General features: G+C 64.2%; 13 protein-coding genes. 9 read left to right on the forward strand and 4 right to left on the reverse strand.

The window, feature by feature from the left end:
• Positions 1-18: 18 nt before the first annotated feature.
• Positions 19-780: a helix-turn-helix domain-containing protein gene (locus ACZXDY_RS29670; RefSeq protein ID WP_464347956.1), complete on the forward strand. Its 762-nt coding sequence runs from the start codon at positions 19-21 to the stop codon at positions 778-780.
• A gap of 7 nt (positions 781-787) precedes the next feature.
• Here ACZXDY_RS29670 and ACZXDY_RS29675 read toward each other — a convergent pair whose 3' ends face one another.
• The 3 genes from ACZXDY_RS29675 to ACZXDY_RS29685 form a co-directional block, all read right to left on the reverse strand.
• Positions 788-1,501 carry a DUF1614 domain-containing protein gene (locus tag ACZXDY_RS29675; RefSeq protein ID WP_028167268.1) on the reverse strand — a complete coding sequence of 238 codons (714 nt, stop codon included), beginning with the start codon at positions 1,499-1,501 and terminating at the stop codon, positions 788-790.
• A 183-nt stretch (positions 1,502-1,684) separates the two neighbouring features.
• On the reverse strand, positions 1,685-2,908 hold the full coding sequence (locus tag ACZXDY_RS29680) for an ABC transporter substrate-binding protein (RefSeq protein ID WP_464347944.1): 1,224 nt from the start codon (positions 2,906-2,908) through the stop codon (positions 1,685-1,687).
• Between the two features lie 96 nt (positions 2,909-3,004).
• Complete coding sequence (locus ACZXDY_RS29685) at positions 3,005-4,552, reverse strand: acyl-CoA synthetase (protein WP_464347945.1); 1,548 nt, start codon at positions 4,550-4,552, stop codon at positions 3,005-3,007.
• A 209-nt stretch (positions 4,553-4,761) separates the two neighbouring features.
• Here ACZXDY_RS29685 and ACZXDY_RS29690 point away from each other — a divergent pair, with 209 nt between their 5' ends.
• From ACZXDY_RS29690 to ACZXDY_RS29705, 4 genes are all read left to right on the forward strand, one after another.
• Positions 4,762-5,898 carry an acyl-CoA dehydrogenase family protein gene (locus ACZXDY_RS29690; RefSeq protein ID WP_464347946.1) on the forward strand — a complete coding sequence of 379 codons (1,137 nt, stop codon included), beginning with the start codon at positions 4,762-4,764 and terminating at the stop codon, positions 5,896-5,898.
• Between the two features lie 140 nt (positions 5,899-6,038).
• Positions 6,039-7,202 (forward strand): acyl-CoA dehydrogenase family protein, encoded by a 1,164-nt coding sequence (locus ACZXDY_RS29695; protein WP_028167264.1) that lies wholly within the window; start codon positions 6,039-6,041, stop codon positions 7,200-7,202.
• A 1-nt stretch (position 7,203) separates the two neighbouring features.
• Positions 7,204-7,860: a glutathione S-transferase family protein gene (locus ACZXDY_RS29700; protein WP_464347947.1), complete on the forward strand. Its 657-nt coding sequence runs from the start codon at positions 7,204-7,206 to the stop codon at positions 7,858-7,860.
• 204 nt (positions 7,861-8,064) lie between these two features.
• On the forward strand, positions 8,065-8,871 hold the full coding sequence (locus ACZXDY_RS29705) for a helix-turn-helix domain-containing protein (RefSeq protein ID WP_464347948.1): 807 nt from the start codon (positions 8,065-8,067) through the stop codon (positions 8,869-8,871).
• A gap of 144 nt (positions 8,872-9,015) precedes the next feature.
• Here ACZXDY_RS29705 and ACZXDY_RS29710 read toward each other — a convergent pair whose 3' ends face one another.
• Positions 9,016-9,858, reverse strand: coding sequence for a universal stress protein (locus ACZXDY_RS29710; RefSeq protein ID WP_464347949.1), 843 nt, complete (start codon positions 9,856-9,858; stop codon positions 9,016-9,018).
• Positions 9,859-10,055: 197 nt separating this feature from the next.
• On the opposite strand from ACZXDY_RS29710, the gene ACZXDY_RS29715 reads away from it, so the two are divergent.
• The 4 genes from ACZXDY_RS29715 to ACZXDY_RS29730 all read left to right on the forward strand — a co-directional run bounded on the left by ACZXDY_RS29715 (position 10,056) and on the right by ACZXDY_RS29730 (position 16,500).
• Positions 10,056-10,922, forward strand: a complete 867-nt coding sequence (locus tag ACZXDY_RS29715) for a beta-keto acid cleavage family enzyme (RefSeq protein ID WP_464347950.1) — start codon at positions 10,056-10,058, stop codon at positions 10,920-10,922.
• 147 nt (positions 10,923-11,069) lie between these two features.
• Positions 11,070-12,674: an AMP-binding protein gene (locus ACZXDY_RS29720; RefSeq protein WP_464347951.1), complete on the forward strand. Its 1,605-nt coding sequence runs from the start codon at positions 11,070-11,072 to the stop codon at positions 12,672-12,674.
• Between the two features lie 137 nt (positions 12,675-12,811).
• Positions 12,812-14,428, forward strand: a complete 1,617-nt coding sequence (locus tag ACZXDY_RS29725) for an acyl-CoA carboxylase subunit beta (protein WP_464347952.1) — start codon at positions 12,812-12,814, stop codon at positions 14,426-14,428.
• Positions 14,429-14,547: 119 nt separating this feature from the next.
• Positions 14,548-16,500, forward strand: coding sequence for an acetyl/propionyl/methylcrotonyl-CoA carboxylase subunit alpha (locus ACZXDY_RS29730; protein WP_464347953.1), 1,953 nt, complete (start codon positions 14,548-14,550; stop codon positions 16,498-16,500).
• Positions 16,501-16,572 lie beyond the last annotated feature (72 nt).

The raw sequence follows: 16,572 nt of genomic DNA on the forward strand, positions 1-16,572 counted from the left end.
AATCAGCATGGGGTGACGATGCCGACGCCGGACAAGCAGCTTTCCGAGGAACAAAGTCGGCAGATCGCGGAGCTGATCCGCGAGGAATTGGCGCGCCGGCGCATCTCGCGGCAGGCGCTGGCCGAGCAGGCCAAGCTCAGCCTGTCGACGCTGGAAAAGGTGCTGGGCGGGCGCCGCCCGTTCACGCTGCAGACCACGGTGCGGCTCGAACAGGCACTCGGCGTCTCCTTGCGCAAGGTCCAGCCGGCGCCGGCGATGCCGGTGGCCAATGGCGAAGTCGCGCCCGACGGGCTGGGGGCCTATTCGCGGCGGGCGGTGCAGTGGATCGAGGGCACCTATCTCACGGTCCGGCCCTCGTTCGGGGCCAAGGACGCGGTCTACGCCTATCGCACCGAGATCGCCTGGGACGACGCCGTCTCGTCGCTTATTTTTCGCGAGGGTGAGCGGCTGGATGCCGCCTACACCCAGTTCGGCGAAGTCGCCGTGCCCAACCAGTCCGGCTTCGTCTATCTCGTCACCAACCGGCACGGCCAGCATCGCCTGATCACGGTGTCCAGGCCGCGCAACACCGGCGAGATGTACGGCATCATCACGACACTGCTCGCCGGCCGCGGCTCACTGCTGACGCCGATTGCCGCACCCATCGCATTCGTACCGATCAAGAACATCGCCAATCCCTCGGTCGGTCGGGTATCGCCCGATGACGAGAACTACGCGCTCTATCGCGAGCATCTGCGCCGCACCGTCGACGAACCGTTTGCGATTTTCCTGCCGGGTTAGCGACGCGCTACGAGGCGCGGTGCAGGGGCGAGGGTGAAACGATGGCGGCGAGCAACACCGCGAGGATGCCGGTCAGGAACACGCCATCAAACGTGCCGGCGCCGCCAATCGAGGCGATGGGCGCGCCCAGGCTGCCGATCTTGTCCAGGTTGAGAATATCGGCGCCGATCAGTGTTCCGACTGAACCTGCGATATAGGCGAGCGGCGCGGCATAGATACGCGAGAGCAGGAGCGCGATGATCGCGACGCTGACAACGGGCACGAACACCGGCACCGCGATGCCGATGCCCGGCACCGGCGTCGCCAGCCAATGGACGATGAAGGCGATGATGGCGGTACCGATCGCGGCCCTGACCCAGAGCTCGTATCTGACGACCAGGTAGATCGACACGAATGTCGGAATCACCGCGCCGCCGACATTTACGGCCAGGATCGTGCTGGGCGCGGTCACCAGCGGCACGACATAACGCATGCCGAAGAAGTCGACGATCTCGCCGGATCTCACCGGCGGTCCCGACAATTCCGTGATCGGAATATTGACATAGCTGCCGATCAGCGAGCCGAACAGCAAAAGGAACGCAGCTCCTGGACTGACACCGAGGCTCAGATAGGCATAGCGGAGAATGCGGAGCTGGATCAGGATCACCAGCGCCAGTGCCAGGAACACCAGGATCGAGAACGATCCCGGTGTCATCGGCAGATAATGCATCTGGCTTTCCACGATCGGCGGCTCGCTTTGTTGGGCCACTCGTTCAAGTGGGGAGCCGTCCGCACGATCTCAAGGATACACAAAGATGAACCGTCATTCCGGGGCGCTCGCGACAGCGAGCGAACCCGGAATCCAGAGATTGTGGGGCGAGATTCCGGGTTCGCGCTTCGCGCGCCCCGGAATGACGGCAGACGATTAGCCGCCCGTCTCGGCGCTGATGATGTCGCCGAACAATTCCCACTGCCCCTTGGTGAACCGCATCATCTTGAGCTGCTCGATGGGGGCGAAATCATTCGGGCCGGTGTTGATCTTGATGCCGGGGATCAGCGTATCCGGTGCGAAATCCTTCAGGCTGGCGGCCTGCTTCATCACATTTTCGCGGGTGAGATTGTCGCCGCACTGTTTCAGCACCTGCACCAGCGTTTGCGCCGCGGCGTAGCCATAAACGGTGTTGGTGTCGGTGACATTGGCGCCCGGCATGTATTTATCGATGAACGCCATGAACTTCTTCATGCCCTCATCGTCCTTCCATTGCGGGTCGGACGCATCCTTGAGATAGCCCGCCGACAGCACGCCTTCGGATGCATCGAGACCGGCCGGCTTCATGACGGCGCCGATCGAGATCGAGACGTCGGTCATCAGGTGCATCGGCTTCCAGTCCAGTTCGGCGATCTTCTTGATCGCTTGTGCTGCGAATTTCGGCGTCGCGATGTTGACGAAGACGTCGGCGCCGGTGCCCTTCAGCTTGACAATGTGGGAATCGATCGAGGGCTCGGTGGTCTCGTAGCTTTCCTCGGCGACGATCAGGCTGGAGGCCTTTTCGCCGAAGATCTCCTTGAAGCCTGCGACGTAATCCTTGCCGAAATCGTCGTTGGCGTAGAAGATCGCGACCTTGGCATTGGGCTTGTTCTTGAGAATGTATTTCGCGAAGATCCTGGCCTCGACGCGGTAGCTCGGCTGGAAGCCCATGGTCCAGGGAAAATCCTTTGGATCGTTCCACTTGCTGGCACCGGTGGCGAGGAAGAGCTGCGGCACCTTCTTGGCGTTGTGATATTTCTGCACCGCGGTCTGGGTCGGCGTGCCCAGCGCGTTGAACACCAAAAACACCTCGTCGCCCTCGATCAGCTTGCGGACCTGCTCCACCGTCTTCGGTGGCGAGTAGCCGTCGTCGTAGGAGATCCAGTTGATCTTGCGACCGTTCACGCCGGCCTGGTCGTTGATCATCTTGAAATAGGCTTCCTCGGTCTTGCCGATGATGCCGTAGGCGGAAGCCGGGCCGCTATAGGCCTCGACATTGCCGATCTTGATCTCGGTGTCGGACGCGCCGGTGTCGTATTTCTTCTGCGCAAATGCGCCTTGGGTCGAGAGCAGGGAGAACGCCGCGACGGCGGCAAGCAAAGCGATTTTCTTGTTCTGCATAAAGCAATTCCCTCGGGCTTTTTGTGGTTGGGGACGAACGCACGAAAATCGCCGCCGGTCCCGGCAGGCGGCGGCGAAACCTGTCAGCGTGTCATGTCACGAGGCTTGCGCCAGATCGGTCGGCTTCTGCTCGGCGAATTGCTTGCGCAGCGTCGGCTTGTGGATCTTGCCGGTCGCATTGCGCGGCAGCGCATCGACGAATTCGATTGTCCGCGGGCATTTGAAGCGTGCCAGATTGGCCGCGCAATGGGCGTGGATCTGTTCTGGCGTCAGAGTCTGTCCCGGCTTCACCGCGACGATCGCCATGCCGACCTCGCCCCATTGCTCATCAGGGATGCCGATCACGGCCGCTTCGGCGACCACCGGAATCTGGTGCAGCACGTTCTCGACCTCGGCCGGGTAGACGTTCTCGCCGCCGGAGATGTACATGTCCTTCCATCGGTCGACGATGTAGTAGAAGCCTTCCTCGTCCACGCGCGTCGCATCGCCCGTGTGCAGCCAGCCGTCGGTGAAGGAGGAGGCGTTGGCGTCAGGCCGGTTCCAGTAGCCCGGCGTGATGTTCGGCCCCCGGACCCAGAGCTCGCCGAGTTCGCCCACGGCAGCGTCGGTGCCATCGGGACGCACGATCCGCACTTCGGTGTGCAGCACCGGCTTGCCGGCCGATCCCGCCTTGCGCGCGGCATCCTCGCGATCGAGCGCCATCACCGCGGGCGAGGTCTCGGTCATGCCGTAGCCCTGCTGCAGCGCCATGCCGCGTGCTTCCCACACCTTCAAGAGCGGCACCGGCATCGGTGCGCCGCCGACGCCGCCGATGATCAGCCGACCGAAATCGGCGCTCGCAAACGACGGATGCTGCGCCATGAACTGGTAGATCGCGGGCACGCCGAAGAAGGCGTTGATGCGCTCAGCGGGATCGCTGATCAGGCGCAAGGCCTCGCCAGGATCGAAGGCGCGCATGATCAAGGCGGTGCCGCCGGCATGCAGCACCGGGTTGGTGTAGCAATTGAGCCCGCCGGTGTGGAACAGCGGCAGCACGCAGAGGAACACCGAGGATGGCGAGATGTAGGCGAGGCCGCCGAGATTGACGCAATTGAAGAACGTCATGCCGTGAGTGATGATGGCGCCCTTCGGCTGGCCTGTTGTGCCCGAGGTGTACATGATGGTCGAGATGTCATCGAGCGTGACGGGCTCGAATGTCTCGATCGGCTTTGCTGCTGCGATGCCGGCTTCATAGGAGCCATCAGGGCCGAGCCGCAGCGCCGTTGGCACGTTGCAGAGCCGCGCGACGCTGAGTGCCGTCTCGGCGAGGTCGCCATCATGGATCATCACTTTCGGCGAGGCGTCGCCGACGATGAACTGCAGTTCCGGCACCGTGAGGCGGGTGTTAAGCGGCAGGAACACGGCGCCCAGCCGGCCGCAGGCGAACTGCACTTCCAGCGTGTCAGTGGTGTTCAGCGCCAGCACCGCGACGCGGTCGCCGCGCCCGACCTTGAGCTGATCGCGCAGATGCGCCGCGAGCCTCGAGATCCGTGCGTCGGATTGCGCATAGGTGAAGCGGCGGCCGCTGCCAAGGTCGACCATCGCGACCTTGTCAGGCGTCCTCCGGCGATGATGAGCGATCCAGTCGTAGTAACGAACCGGCAAATGTCCCTCCCACGGTGGGCGGTCTGGCGCCGCCTGATCATGATCCGCAGGGGTACCAGTGGACGGGCCGAGGCTGGAATCTGTCTTGCGTTTAGTGGCTGGACCGAGGGTAGGATCGGCGTCCATTCGCCGCCGGCAGCCACTTGACGCAAGTTGGCGCGGCGATTTCCGGACATCGTTCCGGACACAGGAATCGACGGAGCAAAGGGATGGCGAGCCCATTCTACAGCAGCGAGCACGAGGCCTTTCGCGAGGCGGTGCGCCGTTTCGTGCAGAAGGAGATCGAGCCTTACGCCCACGAGTGGGACGAAGCGGGCGAGTTTCCGCGCGAGCTCTATCGCAAGGCCTCCGAGATCGGTTTGCTCGGGCTGGGCTTCCCGGAGGAATATGGCGGCATTCCCGCCGACCAGTTCATGAAGATCGTGGCCTCGCAGGAACTGGCGCGGGCCGGCGCCGGCGGCATCAGTGCGAGCCTGATGAGCCACACCATCGGCTCGCCGCCGATCGCGCGCGCTGCCCGTCCCGAGGTCAGGGCGCGTGTGCTGCCGGAAGTGCTGCGGGGCGAGAAGATTTCCGCGCTCGCGATCACCGAGCCGAGCGGCGGCTCCGATGTCGCGAACTTGCGCACCAAGGCGCGCCGCGACGGCGATCACTATGTCGTCAGCGGCGAAAAGACGTTCATCACCTCGGGCGTGCGCGCCGATTATATCACGGTCGCCGTCCGCACCGGCGGCGAGGGGCCCAGTGGCGTCAGCCTGCTGCTGATCGAGGGCGATACGCCCGGCCTGTCGCGCACCAAACTGAAGAAGATGGGCTGGTGGGCCTCCGATACGGCGACGCTGCATTTCGACGAGTGCCGGGTGCCCGCTGAAAACCTGATCGGCGAGGAAGGCCAGGGCTTCAAGATCATCATGCAGAATTTCAACAGCGAGCGCATGGGCATGGCGGCGAGTTGCACGGCCTATGCCCGTGTCTGCCTCGAGGAGGCGATCGCCTACGCCAAGGAGCGCAAGACCTTCGGCAAGCCGATCGCCCAGCACCAGGTGATCCGGCACAAGATCGTCGACATGGCGCAGAAGGTCGCAGCGTCGCAAGCGATGCTGGAGATGCTGGCCTGGCGGCTGGGGCAAGGCGAAAGCCCGGTCGCCGAGATCTGCATGATGAAGAACCAGGCGACCCAGACCATGGCGTTCTGCGCCTCCGAGGCGGTGCAGATCTTCGGCGGCGCCGGTTTCATGCGCGGCGTCAAGGTCGAGCGCATCTACCGCGAGGTCAAGGTCAACGCGATCGGCGGCGGCACCGAGGAAATCATGAAGGACCTCGCGAGCCGCCAGATGGGATTGTGACTAGGGATACACCACCGTCATGCCCGGGCTTGTCCCGGGCATCCACGTCTTTGGTCCCGCGTGATCGGATGGACGTGGATGGCCGGGACAAGCCCGGCCATGACGGCTGACCAAGAACGCCGATTGGAGCTTAGCAAAAAATGATCTTCACCGCCGACCATGACGAACCCCGCCGTATCTTGCAGAAATTCATCGCGGCCGAGATCAACCCCTATGTTGACGACTGGGAAGACGCCGGCATCTTCCCCGCGCATGAGCTGTTCAAGAAGCTCGGCAGTCTCGGCTTCCTCGGCCTCAACAAGCCCATCGAATTCGGCGGCCAGGGGCTCGACTACAGCTTTGCGCTGATGATGGCGGAAGAGTTAGGGGCCATCAGATGCGGCGGCGTGCCGATGGCGATCGGGGTGCAGACGGATATGGCCACGCCCGCGCTGGCGCGGTTCGGCTCCGACGACGTGCGGCGCGAATTCCTCAGTCCCGCGATTTCGGGCGATCAGGTTGCCTGCATCGGCGTCTCCGAACCGGGCGCAGGCTCCGATGTCGCCTCGATCAAGACGAGTGCGCGCTCTGACGGCGACGACTACGTCATCAATGGCGGCAAGATGTGGATCACCAATGGCACGCAGGCCGACTGGATCTGCCTGCTCGCCAATACCAGCGACGGCCAGGTCCATCGCAACAAGTCGCTGATCTGCGTGCCGATGAAGAGCAAGGGCGTCACCATCGCGCGCAAGCTCGACAAGATGGGCATGCGCTCCTCCGACACCGCGCAGATCTTCTTCGACAATGTCCGGGTGCCCAAGCGCAACCGGATCGGCGAGGAGGGCAAGGGTTTCACCTACCAGATGATCCAGTTCCAGGAGGAGCGTCTGTGGGGCGCCGCCGCCTGCCTGAAGGCGCATGAATTCATCATCAACGAGACCATCGAATATACCCGGGGCCGCAAGGCGTTCGGCGGCTCGATCCTCGACAACCAGGTGGTGCACTTCAAGCTCGCGGAGATGCAGACCGAGGTCGAGCTGTTGCGCTCGCTGATCTATCGTGCCGGCGAGGCGCTGGTCGCGGGCGAGGATGTCACCCGTCTCGCCACCATGGCGAAGCTGAAAGCCGGCCGGCTCGGCCGTGAACTCACCGACGCCTGTCTGCAATATTGGGGCGGGATGGGTTTCATGAACGAGACCCCGGTCAGCCGCGCCTATCGCGATAGCCGCCTGACCTCGATTGGCGGTGGCGCTGACGAAGTCATGCTGATGGTGTTATGCAAGATGATGGGTATGTTGCCCAGCATGAAGGGAAGCGCCTGAGATGGTCACGCTTTATCACTGCGAAGCCGCGCGTTCGTTCCGGCCGCTCTGGATGCTCGAGGAAATGGGACTGCCCTATGAACTCAAGATGCTGCCGTTTCCGCCGCGCGTGTTCGCGAAGGACTATCTGGCGCTGAACCCGCTCGGCACGATTCCCTTGCTGATCGATGGCGAGACGCGGATGACGGAGTCCTCAGGCATCTGCCATTACCTTGGTACTAAATATGGCCCGACACCACTGATCGTCGGATCCGACGAGCCGGCCTATGGCGCCTTCCTGAACTGGATGTACTTTTCCGACGCCACGCTGACCTTCCCGCAGACGCTGGTGCTTCGCTACGGCCAGCTCGAGCCGGAGGAGCGGCGCAATCCGCAGGTGGTCGGCGATTACGCCAAGTGGTTCTTCGGCCGCCTGCGCGCGGTGGAGGCCGCGACCGGAAAGGCCGAGACGCTGTGTGCCGGCCGTTTCACCGCCGCCGACATCGCCATCGGCTACGCACTCCGGCTCGCCGACAATATCGGGCTCGCCAAGGATTTCGGTCCCAATGTCGCAGCCTATTGGGCGCGGCTGCAGCAGCGCGAGGCATACCAGCGGGCCGTCGCGGCGGAACGCAAGGCTGGCGTGGAGCAAAACGTCGCGCCGCGGGTGCGTGGGTAAAGCGCCCGCCCCGGCCGTCATTGCGAGGAGCGACAGCGACGAAGCAATCCATTTCTCCACTCGTGGTGGCATGGATTGCTTCGCTTCGCTCGCAATGACGGAGAGAGCCGTTTCCTCGCCCCAATTGTAACGGTGACTTCAGCCAGATTTCGGCTATGGTTGGCGCCGCAACGGCCGGGAAGAGCCGTGCGAGGAGGAACCACCATGGACGACCAGGCCCGCGAAGTAGGCCATCTGATGCTGATCACGCCGGAGCGCGTGTTTTACGCCGGACTGCTCGGCCGCCCGCGCGAGCGCTGTCCGGGCGCATTCCATGTCTATGTCGCGATCAAAGGCGGCCTGCACCTCGCGACCAGCGATGGCCGCGAGTCCTATGGTGATCTCGTCGTGACCATGCCGAACCTGCGCCACACGATCGCGAGCGACTATCGCTCGGCGATCTGCGTCGCCATCGAGCCTGAGAGCGTTCGCGTCGGCGCGCTCGAGTCGTTCTCAAGGCTGTTGACGGGCTCGGAAAGCCAAATCTTCGCCGACCGCATCCGCGCCGCCTATGCCGCACTCGGACGTCGGCAATATAGCGACAACCTCTCGAACGCCGAGTTCGACATCATGTGCTTCGGAGAGGGGCTGCCGCAGCGTGTGCTCGATCCGCGCGTGGTGCGGGCCATCATGCGCATCGGCAAATTCTCCGGCGAGCCGGTGACGGCGGCGGATTGCGCGGCGGATGCCGCGCTGTCGCCCTCGCGCTTCCTGCATCTGTTCAAGGAGGAGACCGGGATCTCGTTCCGCTCCTTCCGTGCCTGGAAGCGGGCGCGGCATCTGTTGCATTTCGCCAACCAGGACATCAACCTGGCGCATCTGGCGCAGGACATCGGCTATCCCGACTCGACCCATTTCAGCCACTCGATCCGCCGCTTCTACGGCCTGAAGCCGCGCGCGATCTTCTCCGGCTCGCGCGATCTCGCGATCTATCGCAGCAGCGGATCGTTCACGGAAGCGGTGGTCCCCTAATCGTCACGCCCGGGCTTGTCCCGGGCATCCACATCTTCCTTTGGTGTCGCCAGCACGTAGATGGCCGGGACAAGCCCGGCCATGACGGAGAGAGCGTCTACAATTCACTCCTGGGTCCGGCCGGTCGCTGGCCGCCTTCCGCCATCAGTGCGACAGCAGCACGGGCAGCGGCGGGTGTGACATCATGCTGAGCGTGGCGCCGCCGAGCACGAATTGGCGGAAGCGGGAATGGCCGAACGCGCCCATGACCAGAAGGTCGCTGTCATGGCTCGTCAGCGCAGCCTCCAGCGCGTGCGCGACCGAGCGGCCCGCGGCATCGACGGTGTCGAGGATCACCTCGACGCCGTGACGGGCGAGATGCTTGGCAAGTTCCGGCCCGGACCGCTTGGTGTCGATGCGCTTCTCATTGGTCACCGTCACGATGTGGACGCGCTTGGCCTGCTTGAGCAGCGGCAGCGCGTCCGCGACAGCGCGGGCGGCCGGACGGCTGAAGTCCCAGGCCACCGTTGCCGTATTCAGGATGAACGGCTTGCGGCTGGTTTGCGGCAGCAGCAGGACGGGGCGTCCGGATTCGAAAATGATCGGCTCGGCATTCCAGGCGCCGAACAGGGCATCGTCCTGGACCGGAATGATGGTGAGGTCGCGAAGCCGCGCATACTCGACCAATAGCTCGCGCTGCTCGGAGGTCAGGCAGCGTTCCAGGATGCGTTCCTCGAAGACGCCGCGCTTTTCCGCGGCGGCCTGGAACGCTGCGAGCGCGGCCTCGGCCTGAAAGCGTGATTTCCTTTCATCGGTCGCGGCGATTCCGGGAACGTCGAGCAGCGCCGGGCTCAGGAAGCTGCCGGGCACGGCGACGCGGATCTCGCAGGCGATCGCGGAAATCTTGGCACCGACGGCGGCGGCGAAATCGGTCGCAAGATCGATCGCCGCCGGCGGCGTCGTTTCGGGGTAGCTCGCGAGCGTCAAGAGGAGGTCTTTGTAGGCCATGTCGTGTCTCCCAGAATCTAGGGAAACTCATAGCCCCGTCGCGGCGTCCGGGTTTGATTCAGAGCAAACCTCCATGCGCGCTATTGCCACGGCGACCTGCCTGCCGCCGCGGCAATAGCCAGTCAACGCAAGAGGGCCCCGGCCAAATCCCGCATCATGCAAAAAACCGCGCCATTCAAACACTTTGGGCAGGATGCATGAGCGACAAGGCCGTTATCACCTGCGCGCTGAACGGCGTGCTGACCGATCCAAAACAGCACAATGTGCCGGTGACGCCGGAACAGATGGCGCGCGAGGCCAAGGCGGCCTTCAACGCCGGCGCCAGCATCATGCATATCCATCTGCGCCAGCAGGCACCTGGCAAGGGCCATCTGCCGTCCTGGGAGGTCGGCGTCAGCAAGGAGATCCAGCAGGCGATCCGCGAAGCCTGCCCCGGTGTCATCATCAATCACACCACGGGCACCTCCGGCCCGAACTATCAGGGCGCGCTCGATTGCGTCCGCGAAACCAGGCCCGAGATCGCCGCCTGCAATGCCGGTTCGCTGAATTATCTGAAGGTCAAGGCCGACAACACCTGGGCCTGGCCGCCGATGCTGTTCGATAACGCGGTCGAGAAGGTGCAGGATTATCTCGACGTGATGAAGGATGCCGGCACGATTCCTGAGTTCGAATGTTTCGACGTCGGCATCGTGCGCTGCGTCGGCATGTACCGGCAGACCGGCATGTATTCCGGTCCGCTCGAATATAATTTCGTGATGGGCGTTGCCTCGGGCATGCCGGCTGATCCGGAATTGCTGCCGATCCTGCTCAAGCTGAAGGCGCCGGACGCGCATTGGCAGGTCACCGCGATCGGCCGCGCCGAGATCTGGCCATTGCACCAGCGCGCCGCCGATCTCGGCGGCCACTTGCGCACCGGGTTGGAGGACACGTTCTATCTGGCTGATGGAACCAAGGTGACCTCCAACGGCCAGTTGATCGAGGCGATCGCCGCCTGCGCGCGCAAGGCCGGGCGCGAGATCGCGAGCCCCGCCGAGGCGCGGCAGATTTTCGGGGTGAGGCACTAGGGCTGCTCCGCTGTCATTCCGGGGCATCGCGAAGCGATGAGCCCCGAATCCATCGGGCCGCATGGACCTGTGGCGAAATGGATTCCGGGCTCGCGCTACGCGCGCCCCGGAATGACGACGGCGGGTGGAGGGGAGGGAATCAAATCAATGGATAATCTCGCAGCAACCGGCGGCGTGCCGGGTCCGGGGCAGATCGGCCGGGTGGCAATCGGCGATCTGCTCAAGCGTGCAGCACGGCGCTTTCCTGATCGCGTCGCGCTCACCGACGGGGCGCGGCGCGTCACCTTCACCGAGCTCGAACGCGACGCTAACCGATTTGCCAACTACCTCGTGCAGCGGGGGCTAAAGCCGGGCGAAAAAATCTCGACCATCTGCAACAACTCGGTCGAATTCGTCAAAGCGCTATTCGGCATTCACCGCGCGGGCCTCATCTGGGTCCCGATCAACACCATGCTCGGGCCTGCCGATATGGATTACATCCTCGGCCATGCCGAGGTCCGCTTCGCGCTGATCGACGACAATCTGCATGCGCAAGCGGAGCGGCGCGCGGCGCTCGAACAGCGCGGCATCGGGATGGTCGCGATCGATCTTGCCGGAAAAGTCGCGGCGACCGGCCTCGAGAATTTCAACGATCTCATTAAGGGTCAATCCGACATCGAACCCGAGATCGAGATCAACGACCGCGATCTCGCCATGATCATCTACACCTCCGGCACGACGTCGCGGCCGAAGGGCGCGATGCACTGCCACCTCGCCGTGGTAATGGCGGTGATGAGCAATTGCATCGAGATGCAGCTCTCCCGCGATGACGGCATCACCGGCCAGTTTCCGCTGTTCCACTGTGCCGGCCATGTGCTGCTGCTCAGCTATCTCTCGGTCGGCGGCCGCATGGCGCTGATGCGTGGCTTCGATCCCGTGGTCTGCATGGAGGCGATCGTCCGCGACAAGCTCACCGTCTTTGTCGGGCTGTCGCTGATGTATCAGGCGATCCTCGACCATCCGCGGCGGCGGGAATTCGATCTTTCGGGCTTGCGCTGCTGCATCTACACCATGGCACCGATGGGCAAGCCGCTGCTCGAACGCGCCATCGCCGACTTGTGTCCAAACTTCGTGCTCTCCAGCGGCCAGACCGAGATGTATCCGGCGACCACGATGTCGCGGCCCGAAGTGCAGCTCAATCGCTTCGGCAATTATTGGGGCGAGTCGCTTGTTGTTAACGAGACCGCGATCATGGACGACAACGGCAATCTCTTGCCGCGCGGCGAGATCGGCGAGCTCGTGCATCGCGGGCCGAACGTAATGATGGGCTATTACAAGGACCCGAAGGCGACCGAAGAGGCGCGCAAGTTCGGCTGGCATCACACCGGCGACCTCGCGCTGATCGACGACAATGGCGAGGTGCTGTTCCTCGATCGCAAGAAGGACATGATCAAGTCCGGCGGCGAGAACGTGGCTTCCGTGAAGATCGAGGAGACGCTGCTCGCACACCCCGCGGTGCAGAACGCCGCGGTGGTCGGCCTGCCGCACCCGCAATGGGGCGAAGCCGTCTCCGCCTTCGTCAAGCTGAAGCCGAATGCTGCGGTTGGCGAAGCGGACATCATCGAGCATTGCCGAAAGCATCTCGGTGGCTTCCAGGTGCCGAAACTGGTGCGTATCCTCGACGAAATGCCGATGACGGCAACCGGCAAGCTGCGCAAGGTCGAACTGCGGCAGGCGTCTAGTGAATATTTCTCGGAAGCGAAAAGCGCATGATGCTTACCAAGAACACCCCTGTCATTCCGGGGCGCGCGCAGCGCGAGCCCGGAATCCATTTCTCCATGAGCGTCCGCGGCCCGATGGATTCCGGGCTCGCGCTTCGCGCGCCCCGGAATGACGGAGAGGGCTGAGCTATGGCCATCATCGAAAATACCATCTCGCCCTCCAGCGCCGCCTTCCAGGCCAATCGCGAAGGCATGCTGGCGCTGATTTCCCGGATGCGCGCGCTGGAGGAACGCACCCGCGCGGCATCCGCTGCTGCAAAGGACCGCTTCCACAAGCGCGGCCAGCTCCTGCCGCGCGAACGGGTGGCGCTGGTGCTCGATCCCGGCTCGCCCTTCCTCGAATTGTCGACGCTCGCAGGCTACATGTTCGACGTCGCGGATGCGGAGAAAAGCGTGCCTGGCGGCGGGCTGATCGCCGGCATCGGCTTCGTCTCCGGCATCCGCTGCATGGTCAGCGCCAATGATGCCGGCATCGATGCCGGTGCGCTGCAGCCTTATGGTCTCGACAAGACGCTGCGGGTGCAGGAACTGGCACTCGAGAACAAGCTGCCTTATGTGCAGCTCGTCGAGAGCGCCGGCGCCAATCTGTTGCGCTACCGCGTCGAGGATTTTGTCAGGGGCGGCAACATCTTTCGCAACCTGGCGCGGCTCTCGGCAGCCGGCTTGCCGGTGGTCACGGTGACGCATGGCTCGTCCACCGCCGGCGGCGCCTATCAGACAGGATTATCCGATTACATCGTGATGGTGCGCGGCCGCACCCGCGCCTTCCTCGCCGGTCCGCCGCTGCTCAAAGCCGCTACCGGCGAGATCGCGACCGAGGAGGAACTCGGCGGCGCCGAGATGCACACCTCGATCTCCGGCCTCGGCGATTACCTCGCCGAGGACGACCGCGACGCCATCCGGATCGCGCGCGACATCATGGCAAGTCTCGAATGGGACCGGGGCAAGCCCGCGAGCGCGTCGTTCAAGCCGCCGCGCTATGATGCGGAAGAGCTGCTCGGCATCATGCCGATGGACCACAAGCGTCCCGTCGACATGCGTCAGGCGATCGCGCGCTTCATCGACGATTCCGATTTCACCGAGTTCGGCGCCAATTATGGTCCGGCCACGATCTGCGGCCATGCCCGCATCGAAGGGCAGGCGATCGGCATCATCACTAATAACGGCCCGCTCGATGTGCCCGGTGCTAACAAGGCGACGCATTTCATCCAGGCCTGCTGCCAGTCGCGCACGCCGCTGCTCTATCTGAACAACACCACCGGCTACATGGTCGGCAAGGCCTATGAGGAAGCCGGCATGATCAAGCACGGCTCCAAGATGATCCAGGCGGTGACCTCGGCGACGGTGCCGCAGATCACGATCTATTGCGGCGCCTCGTTCGGTGCCGGCAATTACGGCATGTGCGGCCGCGGCTTCCATCCGCGCTTCTGCTTCTCATGGCCCAATGCCAAGACCGCCGTGATGGGCGGCGAGCAGGCCGCCGAGACCATGGCGATCGTCACCGAAGCCGCCGCCGCCCGCCGCGGCAAGCCGGTCCCGAAGGAGAAGCTGGACGCGATGAAAGCCGAGATCATCGGCGTGTTCGACGGCCAGATGGACGTGTTCTCCACCAGCGCGCGCGTGCTCGACGACGGCGTGATCGATCCGCGCGACACCCGCAGCGTGCTCGCCGAGGTGCTTGCGATCTGCCGCGAGGCGGACGCGCGCAATCCTCAGCGCATGCAGTTCTCGGTGGCGCGGCCATGATTGGAGCATGATCCGGAAAAGTGGAAACCGGTTTTCCGAAAAGATCATGCTCAAACAAAGAGATGAGATCATGATCCGATTTTCGTCTAATCGGATCATGATCGAATGAAGGGGGCGGGATGTTCTACAGGATCCTGATTGCCAATCGCGGCGAGATCGCGCTGCGGATCATGCGCACCGCGCGGCGGCTCGGCTACGGCGTCGTCGCCGTTTATTCCGATGCCGACCGTGATGCCCTGCATGTGCGCGAGGCCGATCACGCGGTGGGCATTGGCGAGGCGCTGCCGTCGCAATCCTATCTCAACATCGATGCGATCATCGCCGCCGCCAAGGCCAGCGGCGCCGGCGCCGTGCATCCCGGCTACGGCTTCCTCGCCGAGAACGAGGATTTTGCGCAAGCCTGTCGCGACGCCGGCCTCGTCTTCATCGGCCCGTCGCCGGAAGCGATCCGGGCGATGGGCAACAAGGCGGGCGCCAAGGAGATCATGCAAAAGGCCGGTGTGCCCTGCGTGCCTGGCTATCAGGGCGCCGACCAGAGCGACGAGGTCATGCTAGCGGAAGCGCGAAGGATCGGCTTTCCCGTGATGATCAAGGCGGTCGCCGGCGGCGGCGGGCGCGGCATGCGGCTGGTCACAGACGCCGCGTCGTTCCCGGATGTGCTGCGCAGCGCGCGCTCGGAGGCGCAGGGCGCCTTCGGCGATGCGACGGTCATCCTGGAGCGCGCGATCGTCAATCCCCGCCACATCGAGATCCAGGTGTTCGGCGATCGCCATGGCAACGCGATCCATCTCGGCGAGCGCGACTGCTCGGTGCAGCGCCGGCACCAGAAGCTGATCGAGGAGGCGCCGTCGCCGGCAGTGTCGCCCGGGCTGCGGGCGCGGATGGGCGCGGTCGCGGTCCAGGCGGTGAAGGCGCTTCGCTACGAGGGCGCCGGCACGCTGGAATTTTTGCTCGACGGCAACGGCGACTTCTATTTCATGGAAATGAACACGCGCCTGCAGGTCGAGCATCCCGTCACCGAGGCAATCACCGGGCTCGATCTGGTCGAGCTGCAGTTGCGCGTCGCCCGCGGCGAGCCGCTCGGCGTGAAGCAGGAGGACATCACATTCTCCGGCCACGCGATCGAGGTGCGGCTGTGCTCGGAGGACGCGGACCATGACTTCATGCCGCAATCGGGCACGATGGCGCGCTGGCAGATGCCGGACGGCGTCCGCGTCGAACATGCGTTGCAATCGGGTTCGGAAATTCCGCCATTCTATGATTCCATGATCGCCAAGATCATCAGCCATGGCATCGACCGGCGCGAAGCGCGCAGCAAGCTGATCGTGGCGCTGGAGCAGGTCGAAGCCTTCGGCGTCACCACCAACCAGGGCTTTCTGATCTCCTGCCTGCGCCATCCAGCCTTCGCCAGGGGCGAGGCAACGACGTCGTTCATCTCAGCGCATCGGAGCGAACTGCTGGCGCCGCGCGCCGACGAGAGCGCGGATGCGGCGCTCGCGGCGCTGCTGCTCTACGTCACCAATCCGCACGCGCCGCCCTGGCGAGGCGGCCGCTCGCTCGCTGCGACGTTCCCGCTCGGATTGCGCATCGATCTCGGCCGCGGCCTCCGCGAGGTCGAGATCGTGCGCGAGCGCGACGGCTTTTATGTTGCCGACGTCGCGGGACACAGGCATCGTTTCGAGCTCGATGAGCTCGGCCTCGATGCGATCCGCTATCGCACCAACGGCCTCATGGCGCGCGCAAAATTCCTGCGCGACGGCGATCGTCTTTACATCCTCAATCACGACGTCACGCTCTCGGTTCGCGATCTGACGCTGGCGCCGCCCGAGGCCGCCTCGGGGGCCAATGGCGACGGCAAGGTCCGCGCCGCCATGAACGGCCGCGTCGTCGCGGTGCTGGTCAAGCCGGGCGAGCAGGTTGCCGCCGGCCAGCCCGTGATGACTTTGGAAGCGATGAAGATGGAGCACGTGCACACCGCCGGCGTCGCGGGCACGGTGTCGGCCATCGACGTTGCCGAGGGCGAACAGGTGACGACGGGCAGGATTGTCGTCGAGATCGAGGCGGCGGCTTAGCCTCAACGCGTAGGGTGGGCAAAGCGCAGCGTGCCCACCATCACGAGCACGACACTTGATGGTGGGCACGCT

Source organism: Bradyrhizobium sp. LeoB3 (genome assembly GCF_055456055.1).

What these genes read in the sequence shown, in the direction of transcription:
- ACZXDY_RS29670 (WP_464347956.1), top strand. Translation starts at nt 19, where the DNA reads ATGCCGACGCCGGACAAGCAGCTTTCCGAGGAACAAAGTCGGCAGATC.
- ACZXDY_RS29680 (WP_464347944.1), bottom strand. Translation starts at nt 2,908, where the DNA reads ATGCAGAACAAGAAAATCGCTTTGCTTGCCGCCGTCGCGGCGTTCTCC.
- ACZXDY_RS29690 (WP_464347946.1), top strand. Translation starts at nt 4,762, where the DNA reads ATGGCGAGCCCATTCTACAGCAGCGAGCACGAGGCCTTTCGCGAGGCG.
- ACZXDY_RS29695 (WP_028167264.1), top strand. Translation starts at nt 6,039, where the DNA reads ATGATCTTCACCGCCGACCATGACGAACCCCGCCGTATCTTGCAGAAA.
- ACZXDY_RS29700 (WP_464347947.1), top strand. Translation starts at nt 7,204, where the DNA reads ATGGTCACGCTTTATCACTGCGAAGCCGCGCGTTCGTTCCGGCCGCTC.
- ACZXDY_RS29705 (WP_464347948.1), top strand. Translation starts at nt 8,065, where the DNA reads ATGGACGACCAGGCCCGCGAAGTAGGCCATCTGATGCTGATCACGCCG.
- ACZXDY_RS29710 (WP_464347949.1), bottom strand. Translation starts at nt 9,858, where the DNA reads ATGGCCTACAAAGACCTCCTCTTGACGCTCGCGAGCTACCCCGAAACG.
- ACZXDY_RS29715 (WP_464347950.1), top strand. Translation starts at nt 10,056, where the DNA reads ATGAGCGACAAGGCCGTTATCACCTGCGCGCTGAACGGCGTGCTGACC.
- ACZXDY_RS29720 (WP_464347951.1), top strand. Translation starts at nt 11,070, where the DNA reads ATGGATAATCTCGCAGCAACCGGCGGCGTGCCGGGTCCGGGGCAGATC.
- ACZXDY_RS29725 (WP_464347952.1), top strand. Translation starts at nt 12,812, where the DNA reads ATGGCCATCATCGAAAATACCATCTCGCCCTCCAGCGCCGCCTTCCAG.
- ACZXDY_RS29730 (WP_464347953.1), top strand. Translation starts at nt 14,548, where the DNA reads ATGTTCTACAGGATCCTGATTGCCAATCGCGGCGAGATCGCGCTGCGG.